Raw genomic sequence first — 18,520 nt, 5'->3', positions numbered from 1 at the left:
CCCACGGACATCCCATGGGTGAATTCGAACTCATCCGCCGCTACTTCGATCGCCCGATTCCACCACGTGCACGCCAGGGGGTAGACCTCGGCATTGGCGACGACTGTGCACTGATCACGCCGGGGCCCGGCATGCAGCTGGCCGTCTCCAGCGACATGCTGGTCAGTGGCCGGCATTTCTTTGCCGATGTGGACCCGCGCACCCTGGGCCACAAGGCGCTGGCCGTGAACCTGTCGGACCTGGCCGCCTGCGGCGCGCGACCACTGGCCTTTACCCTGGCGCTGGCCTTGCCCGAGGCCCAGCCCGCTTGGCTCGAAGGCTTTGCCCAGGGCCTGTTTGCCTTGGCCGATGCCCATGGTTGCGCCCTCGTCGGCGGCGACACCACCCAGGGGCCATTGAACCTCTGCATCACGGTCTTTGGCGAAGTACCCCAAGGACAGGCGCTGCTGCGCAGTGGCGCCCGGGTGGGCGACGACCTTTGGGTCAGCGGCTCGCTGGGCGATGCCGCGCTGGGGCTGCAAGCCCTGCTAGGCCGCGTGCAGCTGGACGACACGCTGCTGCAGCAGACCCGTCAACGGCTCGAATGCCCTACCCCGCGCGTGGCGCTGGGCACCGCATTGCGCGGCATGGCCAGCGCCTGTGCCGATGTGAGCGATGGCCTGCTGGGAGATCTTGGCCACATCCTGGAACGCTCCGGCGTCGGGGCCCGCATCGATCTGACAGCCGCTATGCTTTCAGGAGCTGTCTGCGCACAGTTTTTGCGGGCTGCAGGCCAAAACGATCCGCAAGCCTTGGCCCTGGCACAGCAATGCGTGCTGGCCGGTGGGGACGACTATGAACTGGTCTTTTGCGCCCCACCGACCCGCCGCGAGGACGTGCAGCAGGCCGCTCAGGCGTGTGGCGTGCCGGTGCACCGCATCGGGCGAATCGAAGCCGAAGCCGGCTTGCGTGTGGTGGATGCCCAAGGCACCCCGGTCACGCTGGCCGTGCGGTCCTTTGACCACTTCGCGCGCTAAGACCCTTCGGTCAGCCGTTCCTGCGTGCCCGGTGGTGCCGCGCGACGCAGGAAGTCACCCAGGGTCTTGCCCGCTTCATCCGCGAACCGCGCCCCGGCCCCTTCCTCCACGCGCCATTGCCGGATGCGGTCGAGCCGGAAGCTGCGGAAGTCCCTCCGCGATTCGCACCAGGCCGCCAGCGTCCAGACCCGGCCCCAGAAGAAGCAGCCCAGCGGGCGCACGGTGCGCTCGGACACCTGCGCCTCGGCGTCGGCGTAGGACAGCCGTACGCGCTGGCGTCGATGCGCCGCCTCGCGCAGGCCCGCCAGCGCCGTCTGCACCGCAGGCTCCAGGCCGATGGGCGGCGCATACACGGCCATGCCTTGTGCTGCCGTGCGGGCGGCGGGCGGCAGCACCGAAAGGATCTTGCCCAACGCCACCTGCGAAGCCTGGGCCAGCGCCGGGTCTTGCCACCCCTGGGACATGCGCACGCTGGCCACCAGCGCCTGCGCTTCCTGCACCGAGAACATCAGCGGCGGCAATTCAAAGCCCCGGCCCAGCCGGTAGCCCACGCCAGCCTCGCCCTCGATGGGCACGCCCTGCGCCTGCAGGTCGGCCACATCGCGGTAGATGGTGCGCTCGCTCACTTCGAGCCGCTGCGCCAGCCAGGCCGCCGTGCTCAGGCGCCGCCCACGGATGAGCTGGACAATCTGGAACAGGCGGTCGGCGCGGCGCATGGCAAGGAATGTGCAGGTGTTTGGAGGCGTTGACCCGCATGATACCTGCGCAAGCAGCTATGAAAAGTGAAGCAATTCCAAGGGCGCCTGCATCGCCTGCACGATGCGGCGCATGTCGGCATCACCCACCTCGAACAGGCCGAAGCGGAACTTGTAGCCCCAGCGCTGGCGGTCCTCCACGAAGTCGAGCTGGTCCAGTAGCGGCACGATGGGCGCCGGCTGCACCGGCACATAGGCCACGTCGCGCCGGTAGGGCACAAAGCCCCCGCCCATATCGAACCGATAGGGTTCGCCCTCCTGAACCAACCCGGCCGAGACGAAGGCCTGCACCTTGTCCTTGCCGCCCATGGTGCGGGTGGGAGCGTAATACACCACCCGGTCTCCGCCACGCAGGCGCTTGAGCGGCGCACACTTGCCGTGGCACACCTGCATGAAGCCCCGGGCGGGTTCGGCGCAGCCGCGCAGGGCATGCTCCGCGCTGGCCACCGCGATCCAGTTGCGCCGTGGCGCGCCCGATGCTGCGGCGAAGGGCATGTCGAGTTGCTGCATGGCGTGGGCTGCTGGACCTGCTGTCTGACGCGCTGGCCTTCCAGCGTGTGCCAGGGGCGCCGCGAGCCCGCTGTTGGCGTTTCTCATGGTGTATTCCGAGGGGGTTCAACGAAGCCCCAAGGATGCGCCTGCCCTGCTGACAACGTCGTGTCAGTAGGCTGCACGCCACGGCGGGGGAGTCCGGGCAGGGATAATCAACCGCCATGACCGAGCCTTTGACCGTATTCCCGCAAGACAACGACAGCACCGCCCCGAAGGCCCGCCCTGGCTGGGGCTTTCTGTTTGCCCACCCGGCCCACATGCTGGCGCTGGGCTTTGGCTCCGGTCTGTCGCGCATTGCCCCTGGCACGGCCGGCACCGCGTGGGCCTGGCTGTCATTCGTGCTGCTGTCACCGTGGATGGACGACCTGCGCTGGGGCGTGCTGATTGCACTGTCCATTCCGGTGGGCTGGTGGGCCTGCACGGTGGCCGCCCGCAACATGGGAATTCTTGACCCCGGCGCCGTTGTCTGGGACGAAGTGGTGGCCTTCTGGCTGGTGCTGTGGTTGGTGACACCCACCTCGCTGGTCGGCCAAGTCATGGCCTTCGGCCTGTTCCGCTTCTTCGATGCCGTCAAACCCGGCCCGGTGGGCTGGGCCGACCGCCTGTTCCACCACCTGCAGCCCGGCGTGGACCGCCATGCCTGGGCCAAGGCCGGCTGGGGCATCATGCTCGACGACCTGGTGGCCGCGGCCTGCACGCTGTTCGTGATTGCGCTGTGGCGCTTCATCTGACGCCATGACGCCTCTTCCGCTATTCATTCAGGAGCTTCCTGCGCAGGAACTGTGCGGGGTTCTGGCCGATTTGCTGCTTCAGCGCGGCTGGATGCTGGCAACGGCGGAGAGTTGCACCGGCGGCCTGATCGCCGCGCACTGCACCGACCTGGCTGGCTCCAGCCAGTGGTTCGAGCGCGGCTTTGTCACCTACTCGAACGCGGCCAAGACCGACATGCTCGGGGTGGATTGCGGGCTGATCGCCCGGCATGGGGCCGTCAGCGAGCCGGTGGCGCGCGCCATGGCCGCAGGGGCGCTCGCCCATGCGGCCGCCCAGGTATCCGTGGCCGTGACCGGCATCGCTGGCCCCAGCGGCGGCAGTGCCGACAAACCCGTGGGCACGGTGTGGTTCGCCTGGGCCACCCCACAGGGCGTGGTCAGCGCATGCCAGCATTTCGCCGGCGACCGCGCGGCGGTCCGCCAGGCCGCCATGGAACACGCCCTGCGCGGCCTGGTTTGGCAACTGACGCCCACTTCCGCCTGATCTGGGGTTAGTCCCACTGCCGGATGCACCGTGCAGGGCTACGATGCCCCTTAGCATGGGAGAGGCATGATGCGTCAACACGGTCTTTTTTCGATGGCGTGGAACGGCCCGATTCTGGTGGTGCGCTATCTGGATACCTGGAACATGGAAGCGGTCTTGGCCCTGCACCAGGCCGCGCAGTCGGCATGGACCGCGCGCACGTTCCCGCAGTGGGCCATGCTCAGCGATCTGAGCCATTGGGACGGCGCTACGCCGGAAACCCTGGAACGCTGGTGGGTGTTCTTTGACGACTGCGTGGCCCAGGGCCTGACCACCGTGACCGACATCTTCTCTTCCCAGTTCCACGGTTTGCTGGTGGAAAGCGTGGCACAGCGGGCGTCAGCCTTGGTGAACTACCGGCGCAGTGACAACCGGACCGAGGCATTTTCCTGGCTTGCCGCACAGGGGTTCGCTGCAGACGCCCGCCAGTGATGGCCGGTCCCTGCCCCAGAGGGGCCTGCCTGGGTGATCAGGCCTTGCGCAGGAAGTCGGCAAAGGGGCGCCGTGGCGCCGGGCGCACGGGCGGGGCAAAGCCCACGCGGGCCCACATCTGCAAGGTCTGGCCGGTGGCGGCAGCGCCGCACAGGCGGTGGATGTCGTTGTAGGGGCGTTGCTGCTCGGGATATTCCTGCAAAGCTTGCGACAGCGGTTGCATCGCCAGCCCCTGGGCCGTGGCCTCCAGCTGCAGGCGCACCCAGGCCCGGCCGGCGGCGATCTGCGTGGCGCGGCTGTTGTCACGCGTCATGAGCCAGACAAAGGCCGGGGTCGAGGCGATCTTCTTGCCGAAATCTTCCAGCTCGCCGGTGGTGGCGTAGGAGTCCGGCGCCGGGGCCTTGTTGCGATCGAACAGCCCGACCTTGGACAGCAGCACCGGCAGGGGCGCCATGATGGAGATGCCGTCACGGTGGGCATTGACCTCACCCGCTCCCATGCGCAGCCAGCGGTAGGACTCCAGCACCGTGCGCGGCGTCGTCATCTCGATGCGGTAGGCCTCCTTGGCGATCTGGCGGTGCTTGGCAATCGCCTCTTCATCTTCCTGGGTGACGAAGCCGAAGCGCACCGAGGTGTCCAGGCTCGCACCCATGGCCAGCCAGGCACTCGAAGGCACGGGCCGCTTCGGGTCGTAGAGCTCCCGATTGGTGTGGCGCTGCAGGATCTGCGCAAACAGGGGGTCCTTGGCCACCGAGGTGTCGGTGCTCAGATGCACCCGGGCAATGGGCCGGCCATCGGGCGTGTCACCCGCAAACTCACCCTGGGGAAACAGGGTGATGTCGGCCCGGTAGGCGCGCTCCTTGGCAGCCATGACCAGCAGCTCCAGAAAGGTGCCGTGGCTCATCATGATCTGGCGCGCATGCGGGTCGGTCTCGGGCAGCAGGCGTTTTGGGTCGCAATAGAGCCAGATTTCGAACGGACGACGCAGGTCCACCACCCAGGACTGCAGGTTGTGCGAGTGCGGTGCCAGGATGGCGTAGCTCACGATCCAGTGGCGCACATCGCCGCTGGTGACGGTGTTGTAGGGGTCCTGCCAGGCTTCAATGGCTTCGTCCGGCACCTGGGCACTGCAGCCGCTGAGCGCGGCGGTGGAACCGACCGCGGCGGCGATGGTGCCGCCACCGGCCAGACGAATGAATTTGCGACGCTGCATGTATGGACCCGCCTCCCGCTCAGTCAGGCCGCCACTGTAACCGCTTTGTTCTCCGTGGACGGCACGGCACCATGCAATTCCGCCACAGCGGCACTGGCCGCCTGCACCAGGGGCGTGCGTGGCTCGGGCCCGATCAGCCGGACCAGCGCGTAGTTGTCCAGGCCGTAGGGGCGCTGCCACAGGTGGCGCATGCTGTGCAGCGCCGCCATTACCGGGCTGAACCAACCGGCCAGACGCAGCATCCAGGCCGGCAAGGCTTTCACCGCCGGCGTGCGCCCCTCGGCCAGCCAGCCCCGCGCGACCATCGGTGCCGCGAGCACGGCCTGCCAATCGGATGCACACAGGTTGTGGCCGGCAAAATGCAGCACCGCATGCGTACCCAGCTCAGAGCGTTTTTCGGCAACACGCACAAAGGCCTGCGCCAAGTCCGGAAGGTAAGCCCAGGCCGTGTGCACGCCGGGCGCACCGGGGTAGCGCAGGATGCCCTTGGGCAATTCCTTGGCCATGACGGTGTCGAACCAGCTGCCCGTACCCTGTCCGAAGAAGTTGCCTGCCCGCACCACCACCGTCTGGACGGTGCTTGCGGCCAGACGCTCCTCCATGACCACGCGCAGGCGCCCCAAGACCGTATCGGCCTGCTGTGGCGTGTCGGGCTTGAGCAGCGTGGGAGCGTCAGAGCCATAGTTGTAGACGTTTCCCGGCACCATGAGCGTGGCGCCCAGCCCGTGGGCGATGGCCAGGGCCGCCTCGGTCAGCGGCAGCACTTCGGCCTGCCAGGCGGCCAAGGTGTAGGCCGGATTGAGGGCGTGCACCACCACCTGTGCACCGCCGGCCTCACGGCACAGCGCCTCGGTGTCGTGGATATCGGTGGCCAGCCACTCGATGCCGGCCGTGGAAGGCACCTTCGCGCCTGGCCGCACCTGGCCAAAAACCTGCCACCCGGCGGCTGCAAAAGCCCTCGCCACGCTCAGGCCGAAACGGCCGCGGGCACCCAGAATCAATACGCGCTTGCTCATGTGCATCTCCAAGGAATGTCGGAACGGAAGTGGAATGCATGGAATTCTGGGGATGCGCATTGATTTGCACAATTGCATAATTGTTCATATCAGCAATGCATTTTTGAATACATGCCATGAACCCACGGTTTGACTGGAGCCTGGTGCGCTCGTTTCTCGCGGTGCTGGACCACGGCAGCTTGCTGGCCGCGGCGCGGGCGCTGAACACCAGCCAACCCACCTTGGGCCGACACATCGCCGAGCTGGAAAGCCAGCTGGGCGTGGTGTTGTTCGAACGTACCGGGCGCGCGCTGGTACCCACCGCCACCGCACTGGGTCTGGCCGACAGCGCCCGCGCCATGGAGCAAGGGGCACAGGCGCTGGCCCACCGGGTGGGCGGCGCCCACACCGAAACCACCGGCACAGTGCGCATCACCGCCAGCGTACCTGTCGCCGTCCATCTTTTGCCGCAGGTGCTGGCCGCCATGCGACTGGCCTTGCCTGGCATTGCCGTGGAGCTGGTTGCCAGCAACCAGGTCAGCAACCTGTTGCGCCGCGAAGCCGACATTGCCGTGCGCATGGTGCGCCCGGAGCAGGGCAGCCTGGTGGCGCGCAAGATCGGCGAAGTGCAGTTGGGCGCCTGGGCCCACCGCGACTACCTGGCGCGCCACCCGCCGCTGCGCAGCCCGCAGGACCTGCTGGCACTGGACCTCATCGGCAGTGACACCGACACCAGCATCCTGCGCGGTTTTGCGGCCATGGGTTTCGCCGCGACCCCTCAGCACTTTGCCCTGCGCAGCGACGATTTCGTGGTCCAGGTGCGTGCCGCCCAGGCCGGCTACGGTGTAGGTTTTCTGGCCGACTACACCGTGCGCGACGACCCCGCCATGGTGAAGCTGCTGCCCCAGCAGCTGCGCATTCCGGCCCTGCCCATGTGGCTGGCGGTGCACCGCGAAATCCGCACCAATGCGCGCATCCGCGCGGTGTACGACTTCCTGGCTGAAGCACTACCACCGCGGCTCTGAATCCGGGAACAGGGCGCTACCGCAGCGGTAGCGCCAAACGCCCTATCTGTGCGATCTTCGGGCGAACTACTGCCTTGGAACCGAGGGAATCAGAACGTCTCCCAGTCGTCATCCGCCGTAGCGCTGGAGGTTGCCTTGGGCGCTGGCTTGGCAGTCGCCAGCACCACCGGTGCCTTGGGCGGGGTGCTGGATGCACGCGCAGCGGCCCCTTTGGGAATGCCACCGGCGCGACGTTCCGGGCCGGCAAAGGGCCTGCCGGCTGCGGTGGGTGCGCGCACCTGCAACTTGCTGGGCGCCACATGGCCGTCCGCAAGCTTGAAGAAGGCCACGGTCTTGACGAGCTCCTGCGACTGGGTCTTGAGACTGGACGCCGCCGCGGCCATTTCCTCCACCAGCGCGGCATTCTGCTGCGTCACCTGGTCCATCTGCGATACGGCTTCGCCGACCTGGGCCACACCGGCAGCCTGCTCGTTGCTGGCCGAGTCGATTTCGCCCATCAGCTGCGTCACACGGCCGATGGCCTCCACCACCTCGGTCATGGTGGCACCCGCCTGGTCCACCAGGGCGGTGCCGTGTTCTACCTTTTCCACACTGGCGTTGATCAGGGTCTTGATTTCCTTGGCCGCTTCGGCGCTGCGTCCAGCCAGGGCGCGCACTTCGGAGGCCACCACCGCAAAGCCACGGCCCTGTTCCCCGGCGCGGGCGGCTTCCACCGCAGCGTTCAGCGCCAGGATGTTGGTCTGGAAGGCGATACCGTCAATCACCGAGATGATGTCGGCGATCTTGCGGCTGGAGTCGTTGATGTCGCGCATGGTGTGCACCACCTGCCCCACCACCTCGCCCCCGTTCTGCGCCACCATGGAAGCATTGGCGGAAAGCTGGTTGGCCTGACGCGCGCTGTCGGCGTTCTGCTTCACGGTCGAGCTCAGCTCTTCCATCGAAGCCGCCGTTTCTTCCAGCGAGCTGGCCTGGCTTTCGGTGCGGGCCGACAGGTCGTTGTTGCCTTGGGCAATCTCGGCACTGGCCGTGGACACGCTCTCCGAGCCCTGTCGCACGCTTTGTACGATGCCGATGAGGCTGACCTGCATGTCGTGCAGAGCCTGGAGCAGCTGCCCGGTCTCATTCTTGCCTTGGCTTGTCACCACCGTCGTCAGGTCCCCGCCCGCCACCGCACGCGCCACGGACACCGCCTCATTGATCGGCCCCGAGATGGAACGGGTGATCCAGGTACCCATGAGCACAGCGCAGGCCAAGGAGACGAGCAGGCACACCACGATGGTCAGCTTGAGCGTGCTGATATCGGACTTGACGTCCTTCATCGACTGTTCTGTCAGGTGCTCCTCGAATCGGATCAGCTCATCCAGAGCGGCCATGTAGCCTTGCTGCGCCTCCCGTACCGGGCCCAGCAATACCTTGACTCCTTCTTCCTGGTTGCCACTCTTGACCGCTTCCAGCACGTTATCCAACGCAGCGTTGTACGCTTTGCGCACCTCAACCGTCTTTGCCAGCATGGCCTTGCCATCGTCGGACTGGATCGAAGCCTCCAGTTTCTGGTAGATCTGAGTGGTGTCGCCGCGCACCTTGAGGATGAGCTCCCCTTCCTTGGCGCTTTCGGCGGGGTCTTGCATCAGCAACATGTTGCGCGAGGCCCGCGCAACGATGTTGAGGTTGTCCTTGATGTCGCGCGCGGCATCTATCTTGGGGACCCGGTCCTCGACAGTCAACAAAAAAGCATCATTCACCGAAACCGCCTTGAGCAGTGAACTCAGCCCCAGGATGAGGATCAGCAACGCCATGAGACCGAAGCCGAATGCCAGGCGGGTCGAAATACGTGTGTCAGACAAATTCATGCAAAACCTCAAAATAGTGGAGGGCACCGTGCCACCTCACGCTCAATGGTAGGTCAACCCTACCACCGCTTATGTCCGCTTGCCAGAAATGCCCCCAATTCACAGCAAGGTACCGGGGCAAGTATGCATGGGCGACAGCAGCGCCGACTGTGCTCCCATCGCGTGACAGGTGCCTGACAAGAGTACGGCCGATAATGGCAGCGCACTTTGAGCGCCACCCACGGATGGCACAAGCCAGATCCACGAGCGGGGACAGTCATGCACGGTTTTGAGCATTTCGTCGAAAAGACCTTCCACGCGGCCGGCGTGCCGATCCACCTTCGTGTGGATGTGGGTCCGCGGGGCACTCGCCCTGCGTTGGTGTTGCTCCACGGTTTTCCCCAGACCCACGTAATGTGGCGCCGGGTGGCCCAGCAATTGCGGCAGCACTTTTTTCTGGTGATCCCCGATTTGCGCGGCTACGGCGACTCCGGCAAACCACCAGGCGACGACCGACATCTCGCCTACGCCAAGCGCACCATGGCGGCGGACATGGAAGCGGTGATGGATGCGCTCGGCATTGACCAATGCTTCGTATGCGGACACGACCGGGGTGGGCGCGTGGCCCACCGCTGGGCACTCGACGCACCACAGCGGGTGCGGGCCCTGTGCGTCATCGATATCGTGCCCACCTTCGACATCTACGCCGCCACCAGCTTCGAGTTGGCCCAGGCCTACTACCACTGGTTCCATCTGACCCAACCCGCACCGCTGCCAGAAACCATGATCGGCGGTGCGCCCCTGCCCTACCTGCACCACAAACTGGGCGGCTGGGGCAGTGGTGGCATGGGCCATGTGGAACCCGAGGCCCTGCGCGAATACGAGCGCTGCTTCCAGCTACCCGGCACCATCCACGCTATCTGCGAAGACTACCGCGCGGGCGCCAGCATCGACCTGGAGCATGACGCTGCCAGCCGCACCCAAGGACAGAAGATTGCCTGCGACCTGCTGGCTCTGTGGGGTGCGCGTGGGGTCATCGCGCGCCTGTTCGACCCCATGGCCTTGTGGCAGGCCCAGTGCAGCGGTCGGGTGGAAGGCTCAGCGATGCCTGCGGGTCACTTCATTCCCGAGGAATTGCCCGAGGCAACGGCCGAGGCGCTGCACCGATTTTTCTCAAGCTGCGCAGTTGCTACTTAATCCATAGCTGATTGCGCATTTCCTACGCGGGATACAAGGCGTTTTGACCTATAGCAAGAGGCCAAAACAGCTCAGAAAGTCTCCCAATCGTCGTCGCCCCTGGCAGCGGCCTTGGGTGCGGGTGCCGGCTTGGCCGCAGCAATCTGCGCGGGCTTCGGCGCTGGTTTGGGCGCTGGAGCAGGTGCACGGGCCGCAGCACCTTGCGGTATGCCGCCACCGCGGCGGTCGGTGCCTGCGAAGGGCTTGGCACTGGAGTGCGGTGCACGCACCTGCATCTTGCTTGGGGCCTGGTGGCCTTCTGCGAGCTTGAACACCGCCACGGTCTGCACCAGCTCCTGCGCTTGGGACTTCAGGCTCGATGCCGCAGCCGCCATTTCTTCCACCAGCGCCGCGTTCTGCTGCGTGGTCTGGTCCATGGAGCCAATGGCCTCGCTGATCTGGCTCACGCCCAAGCTCTGTTCGTTGGAAGCAGCGCTGATCTCGCCCATGATGTCGGTGACGCGCTGGATCGAGGCCACGACTTCGGTCATGGTGCTACCGGCCTGGTCCACCAGGGTGGTGCCGTGTTCGACTTTCTCCACACTGGCGGTGATCAGGGCCTTGATTTCCTTGGCGGCTTCGGCCGAGCGTCCGGCCAGGGCGCGCACTTCGGAGGCCACCACCGCAAAGCCACGGCCCTGCTCACCGGCACGCGCGGCTTCGACCGCAGCGTTCAGCGCCAGGATGTTGGTCTGGAAGGCGATGCCGTCAATCACCGAGATGATGTCGGCGATCTTGCGACTGGAGTCGTTGATGTCCTTCATGGTGTCGACGACCCGGCCGACGACTTCGCCCCCTTGCACGGCCACGCTCGATGCGTTGGTGGCGAGCTGGTTGGCCTGGCGGGCGGCGTCGGCGTTCTGGTTCACGGTGCCGCCGAGTTCGCTCATGGAGGCGTTGGTCTCTTCAATGGCCGCAGCCTGTTGCTCGGTGCGGGCGGAGAGGTCGTTGTTGCCTTGGGCGATTTCGGCGGAGGCCATGGCGACGGATTCCGCACTGCGCCGCACCTGCACCAGTACCTCGTGCATCTTCTCCACAAACTGGTTGTAGCCCACGGCGATGGCCGCCAATTCGTCATTGCCCTGGGTGGACAAACGCTTGGACAGATCGCCATGGCCCGAGCCGATGTCCTGCATGGCATCGCGCAGGGCCATCATGCGCGCCAGCAAGCGGGTGAGCAGCATGCCGACCAGGATCACCGCCACGACCGCAATGCCCACGCTGCTGACCAGCGAATTGGTGGCCAAGGCCGAAATTCCAGCCAAAGCCTCGTCGCGGTGCAAGGCAATCACCAGGAACCAGTCCGTGCCCTTCACCGGCTCCACCAGCAGCAGGCGTGCGCTACCGGCCACAGGCATCTCGACCAGGCCCTTGCCTGCCAAGGCGGATACGTCACCCAGGCCATCGGCAACTGCCGTGGCGGGCTTGAGTACCAAGGCCACATCCTCGTGCACCATGATCTGCCCGGCCTTGTTGACCAGGAAGCCGAAGGTGCTGGGCGTGGGGCGGATCGAGGCGATGTTGGTCGAAATGCCGTCCATGAAGACGTCCAGCGCCGCCACCGCCTGCAGCGTGTTGCCGTCCTTGACGGCATTGGCAAAGGTGATGACGAGCTTCTTGCTGGAGGCGTCCACGTAGGGCGGGGTCAGCACCATGCCACCCGCAGCTGCGGCCTGCTGGTACCAGGGCCGCGCTGTGGGGTCGTAATCGGCGGGCAGGTCCTGCTTCTCCGAGAAGAAGATGCGCTTGTCGGGGAATCCGATATAGGCCGTATCGACACCCCCGGCGATCTTGGCCTGCGCGAGCATGGGGACCGGGTCACTGGCCGTCGCCGCACTGCTGAAACTGCGCACCACCGACTGCCGTGCCGCAATCCAGGCCCCTATGCTTTCCGCATGGGAGCGTGCCAGCGCCCCGGTCTGCGAGGCCAAGGCATCGAGGGCATGCCGCTTGCCGATCCACACGTTGGTTCCTGTCTGCAGCAGCAGACCCAGCAACACCACCACACCAACCAGGGCAATGACCTTGTTGCGCAGACTCGTGAAAAGAGTGAACGGCATGGCGCTTCTCCGCAGGAATGCCGGCCCAAGGGGCCGGCAGGGAACGATGAAGCGCCTATTGGGTGCCCGATTTCAGGCGCTGGGTATCGGGGTTATCCCCAAACCCCGTTACCCATCAGTTCTGTCCGCAGCACTTCTTGTACTTCTTGCCGCTGCCGCAGGAACAGGGGTCGTTGCGGCCGGGGCCGGCCTCCTTGCGTAGCGGTGCCACGCGGGGGCCGAGTGAGCGGCCAATCTGCCGCAGGTCGTAGACCCCCCAGATGGCACTGGCAAAGTCGTCCACACGCTGCTGGCTCATGCTGGGGGGATCTTCGTCGCTGTAGGGGGCCACTTCCATCTTGCCGGTGTCTTCCTCGGTAAGCGCGACGATGGACTCCAGGGCGGCGTCCATGACCGAGGCCACTTCCTTGTCGCGCGGCAGCTCCCAGGCCTCGGGCCAGGCTTCCACCGCGAACATGAAACCCAGCGCCCACACCTGGGCATAGGACGGCAGCGGCTCGCCCTGGGGCAATGCAGCGCGCTCCTCGTCCGTCATGCGGGCTACGGCGCCGCGCACGTCCACCACATCGGGCTGGTAGGCGCGCTCGTCGTCGAGCCGATCCACCGCGGCATCGAGCGCCTGGGCCACCTGGTCACGGCGCTTGGCCCAGATCTCCAGGAAGCGTGCGCGCTGGGCTGCGTCAGCAAAGCTGCCTTCACTGCCCTCACCTTCACCGATGCCCAGCAGTACCTCCAGCACTTCGTCTTCGTCCAGGTGTTCGCGGCAGCACAGCACGGCTGCCAGGAATCCGTCACAGAACTCCCATTGCGGGGTCTCGTCAAAACGGGTGCGCAGGTCGTCGAGGATGGCATCGATTTCGTCAAACTCTTCGGGGGTGACTTCGGGCGCGAGGGGGGCGGAGGTGTCGGTCATGGCAGGCCTTGAATCGGAAGGCCGCTATTGTGCGCCCGCAAGCCGTCCTCATGGCAAACCCCGCTGTGCAAAAAGGCGCGGGACTGCTATGTTGCATGCATGCTGCACTACCTCGACTCTCTCTTCCCGGTCCGCTACACGGTGTTCGCCCTCAGCGCCTTCGGCCTGTTGCTGAGCCTGTTCTCGGTGCTTGCGTTCGGGGTGGGTTGGCCGGTGCTGCTGACCTGTGGCGTGCTCGTGGCGGTAGGCATTTACGACGTGCGCCAGCCCAAGCGCTCCATTTTGCGCAACTACCCCATCATCGGGCACCTGCGCTTCGCGCTCGAATTCATCCGCCCGGAGATCCGGCAGTATTTCATCGAGAGCGACACCGAGGCCCACCCGTTCTCACGTGCCCAGCGCAGCCTGGTGTACCAGCGCGCCAAGGGCGACTCGGACAAGCGCCCCTTCGGCACCCAGCTCGACGTGCACCAGGAGGGCTACGAGTGGATGAACCATTCGGTCTCGCCCACGCACCTGGAATCGCACGACTTCCGTGTACTGGTCGGTGCCGGTCGGGCCCAGCCATACTCCCTGAGCGTCTTCAACATTTCGGCCATGAGCTTCGGCGCCCTGAGCGCGAACGCCATCCTCTCGCTCAACAAGGGCGCCAAGATGGGGGGGTTTGCGCACGACACCGGCGAAGGCTCCATCTCCAAGCACCACCGCACCCATGGTGGCGACCTGATCTGGGAGATCGGCTCGGGCTACTTCGGCTGCCGCAACGACGACGGCACCTTCAACGCCGAAAAGTTCGCTGCCAACGCGCGTGAACCCCAGGTGAAGATGATCGAGATCAAGCTCAGCCAGGGTGCCAAGCCAGGGCATGGCGGTGTGTTGCCCGGCGCCAAGGTGACGCCCGAGATTGCCGAAGCCCGCGGCGTGCCGGTGGGGGTGGACTGCGTGTCGCCCGCTTCGCACAGCGCGTTTTCCACACCGATCGAAATGATGCACTTCATCGAGCGCCTGCGCGAACTGTCGGGTGGCAAACCGGTGGGATTCAAGCTGTGCATCGGTCACCCCTGGGAATGGTTTGCCATGGTCAAGGCCATGCTGGCCACCGGCATCACGCCCGACTTCGTGGTGGTGGACGGTGCCGAAGGCGGCACTGGCGCGGCACCGCTGGAATTCATCAACCACATGGGCTCTCCGCTGCAGGAAGGCCTGCTGCTGGTGCACAACACGCTGCGCGGTGTGGGCCTGCGCGACCAGGTGCGCATCGGCTGCGCCGGCAAGGTGGTGAGCGCCTTCGACATTGCCCGCCTGATGGCGCTGGGCGCCGACTGGTGCAACAGCGCCCGCGGCTTCATGTTCGCGCTGGGCTGCCTGCAGGCCCAGACCTGCCACACCGGCCACTGCCCCACCGGGGTGGCCACGCAAGACCCGATACGCCAGAAGGCGCTGGTGGTGGGTGACAAGGCGCAGCGGGTCATGAACTTCCACCAGCAGACCCTGCATGCCCTGCAGGAACTGGTGCAGGCAGCCGGACTGCAGCACCCAAGCGAAATCACCGCGCACCACATCGTGCGCCGCTCCACCGACCACCGCGTGAAATCGCTGGCGCAGATGATCCTGACCCAGCTGCCTGACCGGGCGCTGCTGGAGAGCGACTTGCAGGCGCTGCCGCCGATCTACCGCCACAGCTGGCCCAAGGCCAGTCCGGAGAGCTTTGGCCTGCCCGGCCCCGACGCACGCGTGCTGGAGCACGAGATACGGGCGGCCTGAACCGGCCGTCAGTCGCTATCTATTTGAGAGCTGCCTGCACAATCACGCCAAGGGTTAGCAGCCGTTTTCGCATGCACAGCACGGCCTTGTCCTTGCTCAGCAGCATGGCCCCATGGGCTACGGCCAGGTCGATGAATTTCTGGTCGTCCTTGTCCTTGCAGGTCACCACGGCCTTGGGCGCGGGCTCTTGCCACTGCACCCCGGCATCCACAGCGGCGAGCACCTGATCGGGTGCGATGCCCCGAGCGGCCATGACGCGCTGCATGTGCGGGTACTGCAGCACGGCGGCCAGTTCATCGCGCATGGAGCGCGTGGCGATCCAGCGCCAGCGCCCCGCCGCCAGCTGGTCCTTCAGCACGCTGGTGGCTGGGTCCGAGAACACCAGCAGATCCAGCACCACGTTGTTGTCGATGACGATGGGAGCGGGCGCCGCGGTGCCCTCCTCGGCCACTGTCATGCCGCGTCGCCCGCCGCAGGTTTCTGCTGCGCAAGCTTGCCCTTGACCATGTCGAAGCGGAACAGGCGGCACTCCAGCGGGCCATTCCACATCGGCACCCGGCGCGACTCCTTCAGACGCATCTTCCCTGGCAGTTTCAGATCGGGCGTGAGCATCCAGGCGGTCCAGCCGCTGTAGTGCTTCTTCCAGTGCGCAGCGAGTTGGGTGAAGAACTCGCCGCCGTCGTCAGTGTGGGCGATTTCGCGCTGGCCGAAGCGGGCCTGCACGCCCTCACCCGCCACGCCACCGATGCCGATGCGTTCGCCATACGGGGGGTTGAGCACCATGACGCCGCCGCCGGTCTCGGCCACGTCCACCGGCGGCATGCGCTGCAGCGCGTCACCGCCGCGGAACTCGATCACATCACCGACGCCTGCGCGCTCGGCATTGCGCTGGGCAAAGTCGACCATGCGGTGGGACACGTCGGAGCCGTAGATGAGCTTGTCCTGGCCCGGTTCGGGCTTGACCACCGCATCCGCCGCGTCCTGCTTCATGGCGGCCCACACGTGCGGCTGAAAGGGTACGAATTTTTCGAAGGCAAAACGGCGCAGGCTGCCCGGGGCGATGTGGCAGGCGATCTGCGCGGCCTCGATGGCGACCGTACCGCTGCCGCAGCAGGGGTCGTACAGCGGCAGCAGGTTGCCCTCCGCGTCGCCATCGGCCCAGCCGCTGGCGGCAAGCATGGCGGCAGCCAGCGTCTCCTTCAGCGGGGCATCGCCCTTGTCCTCGCGCCAGCCACGCTTGAACAGTGGCTCACCCGAGGTGTCGATGTAGAGCGAACAGGTGTCGGTGGTCAGGTGGGCGAAGATGCGCACGTCGGGCCAGTGGGTGTCCACGCTGGGGCGCTGGTCGTTGGCCTTGTTGCGGAAGCGGTCGCACACCGCGTCCTTGATCTTGAGGGCGGCGAAGTTCAGCGAGTTGAGCGGGCTGTGCTGCGCCGTCACCTCGACCTTGATGGTCTCCTTCGGCGAAAACCAGATTTCCCAGGCCACCTCCTTGGCAGCGCGGTACAGGTCCTGCTCGGTGCGGTAGTCTGTGTACGAGAGTTGCACCAGCACGCGCTGCGCCAGGCGGCTGTGCAGGTTGAGCAGCAGCGCGTCGCGCCAGGCACCTCGCACCAGCACCCCGCCGCGGCGCGTGCGCAGGTCGTCCCCCTGGTAACCGGTGATGGCATGCACTTCGGCCGCGAGCAATTCCTCGACACCGGCGGCGCAAGGCAAGAAGAGGTGGAGTTGGTTCATGGTCGTCTCGGTAAAGATTCAGCCGCCCATCGGGCAACCGGGCGGCATCACAGGGCCTTGCGCAGGCTGGCCACGGGTATTTTCAGGCCTTCGCGGTATTTGGCAACCGTGCGGCGGGCGCATTCGATGCCCTGTTCCTTGAGCATGTCGGAGAGCTGGTTGTCCGACAGGGGCTTCTTGGGGCTCTCAGAAGCAATGAACTGCTTGATGAGCGCACGCACCGCGGTGCTCGACGCATTGCCCCCCGAGTCCGTGCCCAGGCCGGAGCCGAAGAAATACTTGAGCTCGAAGGTGCCCAGGGGCGTGGCCATGTACTTGGCAGTGGTCACCCGGCTGATGGTGGACTCGTGCAGGCCCAACTCGTCGGCAATCTCGCGCAGCACCAGCGGGCGCATGGCCAGCTCGCCGTGGGTGAAGAAGTTCTTCTGGCGCTCGACGATGGCGGTGCTCACGCGCAGGATGGTGTCGAAGCGCTGCTGGATGTTCTTGATGAACCAGCGCGCTTCCTGCAGGCGCTGCTGCATGGCGGCGTGGCCTGCGGCATCGCCCGCGTTGCGGTGGCCGCGCAGGGCGCTGGCATAGACGTCATGCACGCGGATCTTGGGCAAGACCTCGGGGTTGATCTGGATGCGGAAGCGCATGCTGCCCGCCACCTTGCCCAGGGGCTGGACCAGCACATCGGGCACGACGGTGTTGCGTTCGACATCGACAAACCGTCGCCCCGGCTTGGGCTCCAGGCGCGCAATGTGGACCATGGCCTCGCGCACCAGGGCTTCCTTTGCCTCGCACAACTGCACCAGCCTCTTGATGTCGCGCCGCGCCATCAGGTCCAGCGGCAGCGCGCAGATGCGTTGGCACAGGCGCAGCAGTTCCAGGTGCTCCGCGGTCGTTCCTTCGTCCAGCGCTTCCTCGATCTGGCTGTGCAACTGCAGTTGCAGGCATTCCTGCAGGCTGCCGGCGCCCACACCGGTCGGATCGAGGTTCTGCAGCAGCCCGCGCGCCATGGTGAAGCGGTGCACCAGTTCGTCCAACGCCTCCCCTTCAGCCGCACCCAGCCCACGGGCCAGGTCTTCAAGGCTGTCGGTCAGGTAGCCATCGTCATCCAGGCATTCGATCAGGTAGCGCAGCGCGGCGCTGTCCTCCGGGCTCAGGCGCAGCCGCAGGGCCTGGCGGTGCAGGTGGGCTTGCAGCGTCTCGTGTTCGCTCTGGCGTTCGGTCGGGTCGGTCAGCTCTTCGTCCTGGGCACCATTGCGCGCCCGGGCCTCGACGCCCCACTCGCTGTCGTCGGCGGACAGGCCGGAGCTGCCGTCGCCCTCCCAATCGGGCTCGCTATCCGAAACGGCCGACGTTTCTTCATCAAAATCTGCTGTAGCCCGCATATCCACTGCGTCAGCAGCTACCGAACTGGTAGCAACTTCCGTGATCCGGTCACCCAGGCTGACCACTGTGTCGGCGGAACCGATGCCGAAATCCTCGCGATCGGCGCTCTCGTCGTTGCGCTCCAGGAAGGGGTTGTCGTCGAGCATCTGGTCGACTTCCTGGCTCAGTTCGAGCGTGGAGAGCTGCAACAGCCGGATCGACTGCTGCAGCTGCGGCGTCAGTGCCAGATGCTGCGATACGCGCAGCGACAAACCTTGCTTCATCGAGCCCCTAAGCCCTGAGCGCCGACGGGCCGCCCCAAGGCGCGAGCGTCCCCTTGG

Annotated in this window: 17 protein-coding genes; 7 read left to right on the top strand and 10 right to left on the bottom strand. The window is 66.0% G+C overall.

The features are described 5' to 3' along the window. Positions 1-14 precede the first annotated feature (14 nt). A complete protein-coding gene (gene thiL / locus RQP54_RS08235; protein ID WP_315677707.1) occupies positions 15-1,016 on the top strand; it encodes a thiamine-phosphate kinase in 1,002 nt (333 codons plus the stop codon). Here the strand turns inward: thiL and RQP54_RS08230 are convergent. Together RQP54_RS08230 and RQP54_RS08225 are read right to left on the bottom strand one after the other, a co-directional pair. After that, positions 1,013-1,732 (bottom strand): YafY family protein, encoded by a 720-nt coding sequence (locus RQP54_RS08230; protein WP_315677706.1) that lies wholly within the window; start codon positions 1,730-1,732, stop codon positions 1,013-1,015. The genes thiL and RQP54_RS08230 overlap by 4 nt on opposite strands. A 57-nt stretch (positions 1,733-1,789) precedes the next feature. Further along, the gene (locus RQP54_RS08225; RefSeq protein WP_315677705.1) at positions 1,790-2,281 is read right to left on the bottom strand and encodes an EVE domain-containing protein; all 492 of its coding nucleotides are present in this window, start codon (positions 2,279-2,281) and stop codon (positions 1,790-1,792) included. Positions 2,282-2,484: 203 nt separating this feature from the next. On the opposite strand from RQP54_RS08225, the gene RQP54_RS08220 reads away from it, so the two are divergent. From RQP54_RS08220 to RQP54_RS08210, 3 genes are all read left to right on the top strand, one after another. After that, positions 2,485-3,054 (top strand): phosphatidylglycerophosphatase A, encoded by a 570-nt coding sequence (locus RQP54_RS08220; RefSeq protein ID WP_409997535.1) that lies wholly within the window; start codon positions 2,485-2,487, stop codon positions 3,052-3,054. A gap of 4 nt (positions 3,055-3,058) precedes the next feature. Continuing rightward, on the top strand, positions 3,059-3,577 hold the full coding sequence (locus tag RQP54_RS08215) for a CinA family protein (protein WP_315677704.1): 519 nt from the start codon (positions 3,059-3,061) through the stop codon (positions 3,575-3,577). Positions 3,578-3,643: 66 nt separating this feature from the next. Further along, the gene (locus RQP54_RS08210; RefSeq protein ID WP_315677703.1) at positions 3,644-4,048 is read left to right on the top strand and encodes a hypothetical protein; all 405 of its coding nucleotides are present in this window, start codon (positions 3,644-3,646) and stop codon (positions 4,046-4,048) included. Positions 4,049-4,085: 37 nt separating this feature from the next. Here RQP54_RS08210 and RQP54_RS08205 read toward each other — a convergent pair whose 3' ends face one another. Further along, positions 4,086-5,261 carry an Acg family FMN-binding oxidoreductase gene (locus RQP54_RS08205; protein ID WP_315677702.1) on the bottom strand — a complete coding sequence of 392 codons (1,176 nt, stop codon included), beginning with the start codon at positions 5,259-5,261 and terminating at the stop codon, positions 4,086-4,088. 23 nt (positions 5,262-5,284) lie between these two features. After that, positions 5,285-6,277, bottom strand: coding sequence for an NAD-dependent epimerase/dehydratase family protein (locus RQP54_RS08200; protein WP_315677701.1), 993 nt, complete (start codon positions 6,275-6,277; stop codon positions 5,285-5,287). A 116-nt stretch (positions 6,278-6,393) separates the two neighbouring features. Here RQP54_RS08200 and RQP54_RS08195 point away from each other — a divergent pair, with 116 nt between their 5' ends. Further along, a complete protein-coding gene (locus tag RQP54_RS08195; RefSeq protein WP_315677700.1) occupies positions 6,394-7,281 on the top strand; it encodes a LysR family transcriptional regulator in 888 nt (295 codons plus the stop codon). An 89-nt stretch (positions 7,282-7,370) separates the two neighbouring features. On the opposite strand, the gene RQP54_RS08190 is transcribed toward RQP54_RS08195, so the two are convergent. Then, the gene (locus RQP54_RS08190) at positions 7,371-9,131 is read right to left on the bottom strand and encodes a methyl-accepting chemotaxis protein (protein ID WP_315677699.1); all 1,761 of its coding nucleotides are present in this window, start codon (positions 9,129-9,131) and stop codon (positions 7,371-7,373) included. Between the two features lie 258 nt (positions 9,132-9,389). Between RQP54_RS08190 and RQP54_RS08185 the strand changes: the two genes are divergently transcribed. Continuing rightward, on the top strand, positions 9,390-10,307 hold the full coding sequence (locus RQP54_RS08185) for an alpha/beta hydrolase (protein ID WP_315677698.1): 918 nt from the start codon (positions 9,390-9,392) through the stop codon (positions 10,305-10,307). Between the two features lie 71 nt (positions 10,308-10,378). On the opposite strand, the gene RQP54_RS08180 is transcribed toward RQP54_RS08185, so the two are convergent. Both RQP54_RS08180 and RQP54_RS08175 read right to left on the bottom strand, forming a co-directional pair. Then, complete coding sequence (locus RQP54_RS08180) at positions 10,379-12,406, bottom strand: methyl-accepting chemotaxis protein (RefSeq protein WP_315677697.1); 2,028 nt, start codon at positions 12,404-12,406, stop codon at positions 10,379-10,381. A gap of 115 nt (positions 12,407-12,521) precedes the next feature. Then, entirely contained in the window at positions 12,522-13,319 is a 798-nt protein-coding gene (locus RQP54_RS08175) for a UPF0149 family protein (protein WP_315677696.1), read from the bottom strand. Between the two features lie 99 nt (positions 13,320-13,418). On the opposite strand from RQP54_RS08175, the gene RQP54_RS08170 reads away from it, so the two are divergent. Then, positions 13,419-15,083, top strand: coding sequence for an FMN-binding glutamate synthase family protein (locus tag RQP54_RS08170; protein ID WP_315677695.1), 1,665 nt, complete (start codon positions 13,419-13,421; stop codon positions 15,081-15,083). Between the two features lie 19 nt (positions 15,084-15,102). On the opposite strand, the gene RQP54_RS08165 is transcribed toward RQP54_RS08170, so the two are convergent. The 3 genes from RQP54_RS08165 to rpoN are packed head-to-tail and all read right to left on the bottom strand — an operon-like array spanning position 15,103 to position 18,463. After that, positions 15,103-15,540: a putative toxin-antitoxin system toxin component, PIN family gene (locus tag RQP54_RS08165; RefSeq protein ID WP_315677694.1), complete on the bottom strand. Its 438-nt coding sequence runs from the start codon at positions 15,538-15,540 to the stop codon at positions 15,103-15,105. After that, entirely contained in the window at positions 15,537-16,820 is a 1,284-nt protein-coding gene (locus RQP54_RS08160) for a class I SAM-dependent RNA methyltransferase (RefSeq protein WP_315677693.1), read from the bottom strand. The genes RQP54_RS08165 and RQP54_RS08160 overlap by 4 nt, the downstream gene beginning before the upstream one ends. A gap of 47 nt (positions 16,821-16,867) precedes the next feature. After that, the gene (gene rpoN / locus RQP54_RS08155) at positions 16,868-18,463 is read right to left on the bottom strand and encodes an RNA polymerase factor sigma-54 (RefSeq protein ID WP_315677692.1); all 1,596 of its coding nucleotides are present in this window, start codon (positions 18,461-18,463) and stop codon (positions 16,868-16,870) included. Positions 18,464-18,520: the final 57 nt, after the last annotated feature.

The organism is Curvibacter sp. APW13 (assembly GCF_032337135.1).
GTDB lineage: Bacteria > Pseudomonadota > Gammaproteobacteria > Burkholderiales > Burkholderiaceae_C > Allorhodoferax.
This window is presented reverse-complemented; position numbering and strand designations above follow the sequence as displayed.

Bases quoted from the DNA above. Each gene is read 5' to 3' on its own strand.
- thiL (WP_315677707.1), top strand. From the start codon at position 15: ATGGGTGAATTCGAACTCATCCGCCGCTACTTCGATCGCCCGATTCCA.
- RQP54_RS08230 (WP_315677706.1), bottom strand. From the start codon at position 1,732: ATGCGCCGCGCCGACCGCCTGTTCCAGATTGTCCAGCTCATCCGTGGG.
- RQP54_RS08225 (WP_315677705.1), bottom strand. From the start codon at position 2,281: ATGCAGCAACTCGACATGCCCTTCGCCGCAGCATCGGGCGCGCCACGG.
- RQP54_RS08220 (WP_409997535.1), top strand. From the start codon at position 2,485: ATGACCGAGCCTTTGACCGTATTCCCGCAAGACAACGACAGCACCGCC.
- RQP54_RS08215 (WP_315677704.1), top strand. From the start codon at position 3,059: ATGACGCCTCTTCCGCTATTCATTCAGGAGCTTCCTGCGCAGGAACTG.
- RQP54_RS08210 (WP_315677703.1), top strand. From the start codon at position 3,644: ATGATGCGTCAACACGGTCTTTTTTCGATGGCGTGGAACGGCCCGATT.
- RQP54_RS08205 (WP_315677702.1), bottom strand. From the start codon at position 5,261: ATGCAGCGTCGCAAATTCATTCGTCTGGCCGGTGGCGGCACCATCGCC.
- RQP54_RS08200 (WP_315677701.1), bottom strand. From the start codon at position 6,277: ATGAGCAAGCGCGTATTGATTCTGGGTGCCCGCGGCCGTTTCGGCCTG.
- RQP54_RS08195 (WP_315677700.1), top strand. From the start codon at position 6,394: ATGAACCCACGGTTTGACTGGAGCCTGGTGCGCTCGTTTCTCGCGGTG.
- RQP54_RS08190 (WP_315677699.1), bottom strand. From the start codon at position 9,131: ATGAATTTGTCTGACACACGTATTTCGACCCGCCTGGCATTCGGCTTC.
- RQP54_RS08185 (WP_315677698.1), top strand. From the start codon at position 9,390: ATGCACGGTTTTGAGCATTTCGTCGAAAAGACCTTCCACGCGGCCGGC.
- RQP54_RS08180 (WP_315677697.1), bottom strand. From the start codon at position 12,406: ATGCCGTTCACTCTTTTCACGAGTCTGCGCAACAAGGTCATTGCCCTG.
- RQP54_RS08175 (WP_315677696.1), bottom strand. From the start codon at position 13,319: ATGACCGACACCTCCGCCCCCCTCGCGCCCGAAGTCACCCCCGAAGAG.
- RQP54_RS08170 (WP_315677695.1), top strand. From the start codon at position 13,419: ATGCTGCACTACCTCGACTCTCTCTTCCCGGTCCGCTACACGGTGTTC.
- RQP54_RS08165 (WP_315677694.1), bottom strand. From the start codon at position 15,540: ATGACAGTGGCCGAGGAGGGCACCGCGGCGCCCGCTCCCATCGTCATC.
- RQP54_RS08160 (WP_315677693.1), bottom strand. From the start codon at position 16,820: ATGAACCAACTCCACCTCTTCTTGCCTTGCGCCGCCGGTGTCGAGGAA.
- rpoN (WP_315677692.1), bottom strand. From the start codon at position 18,463: ATGAAGCAAGGTTTGTCGCTGCGCGTATCGCAGCATCTGGCACTGACG.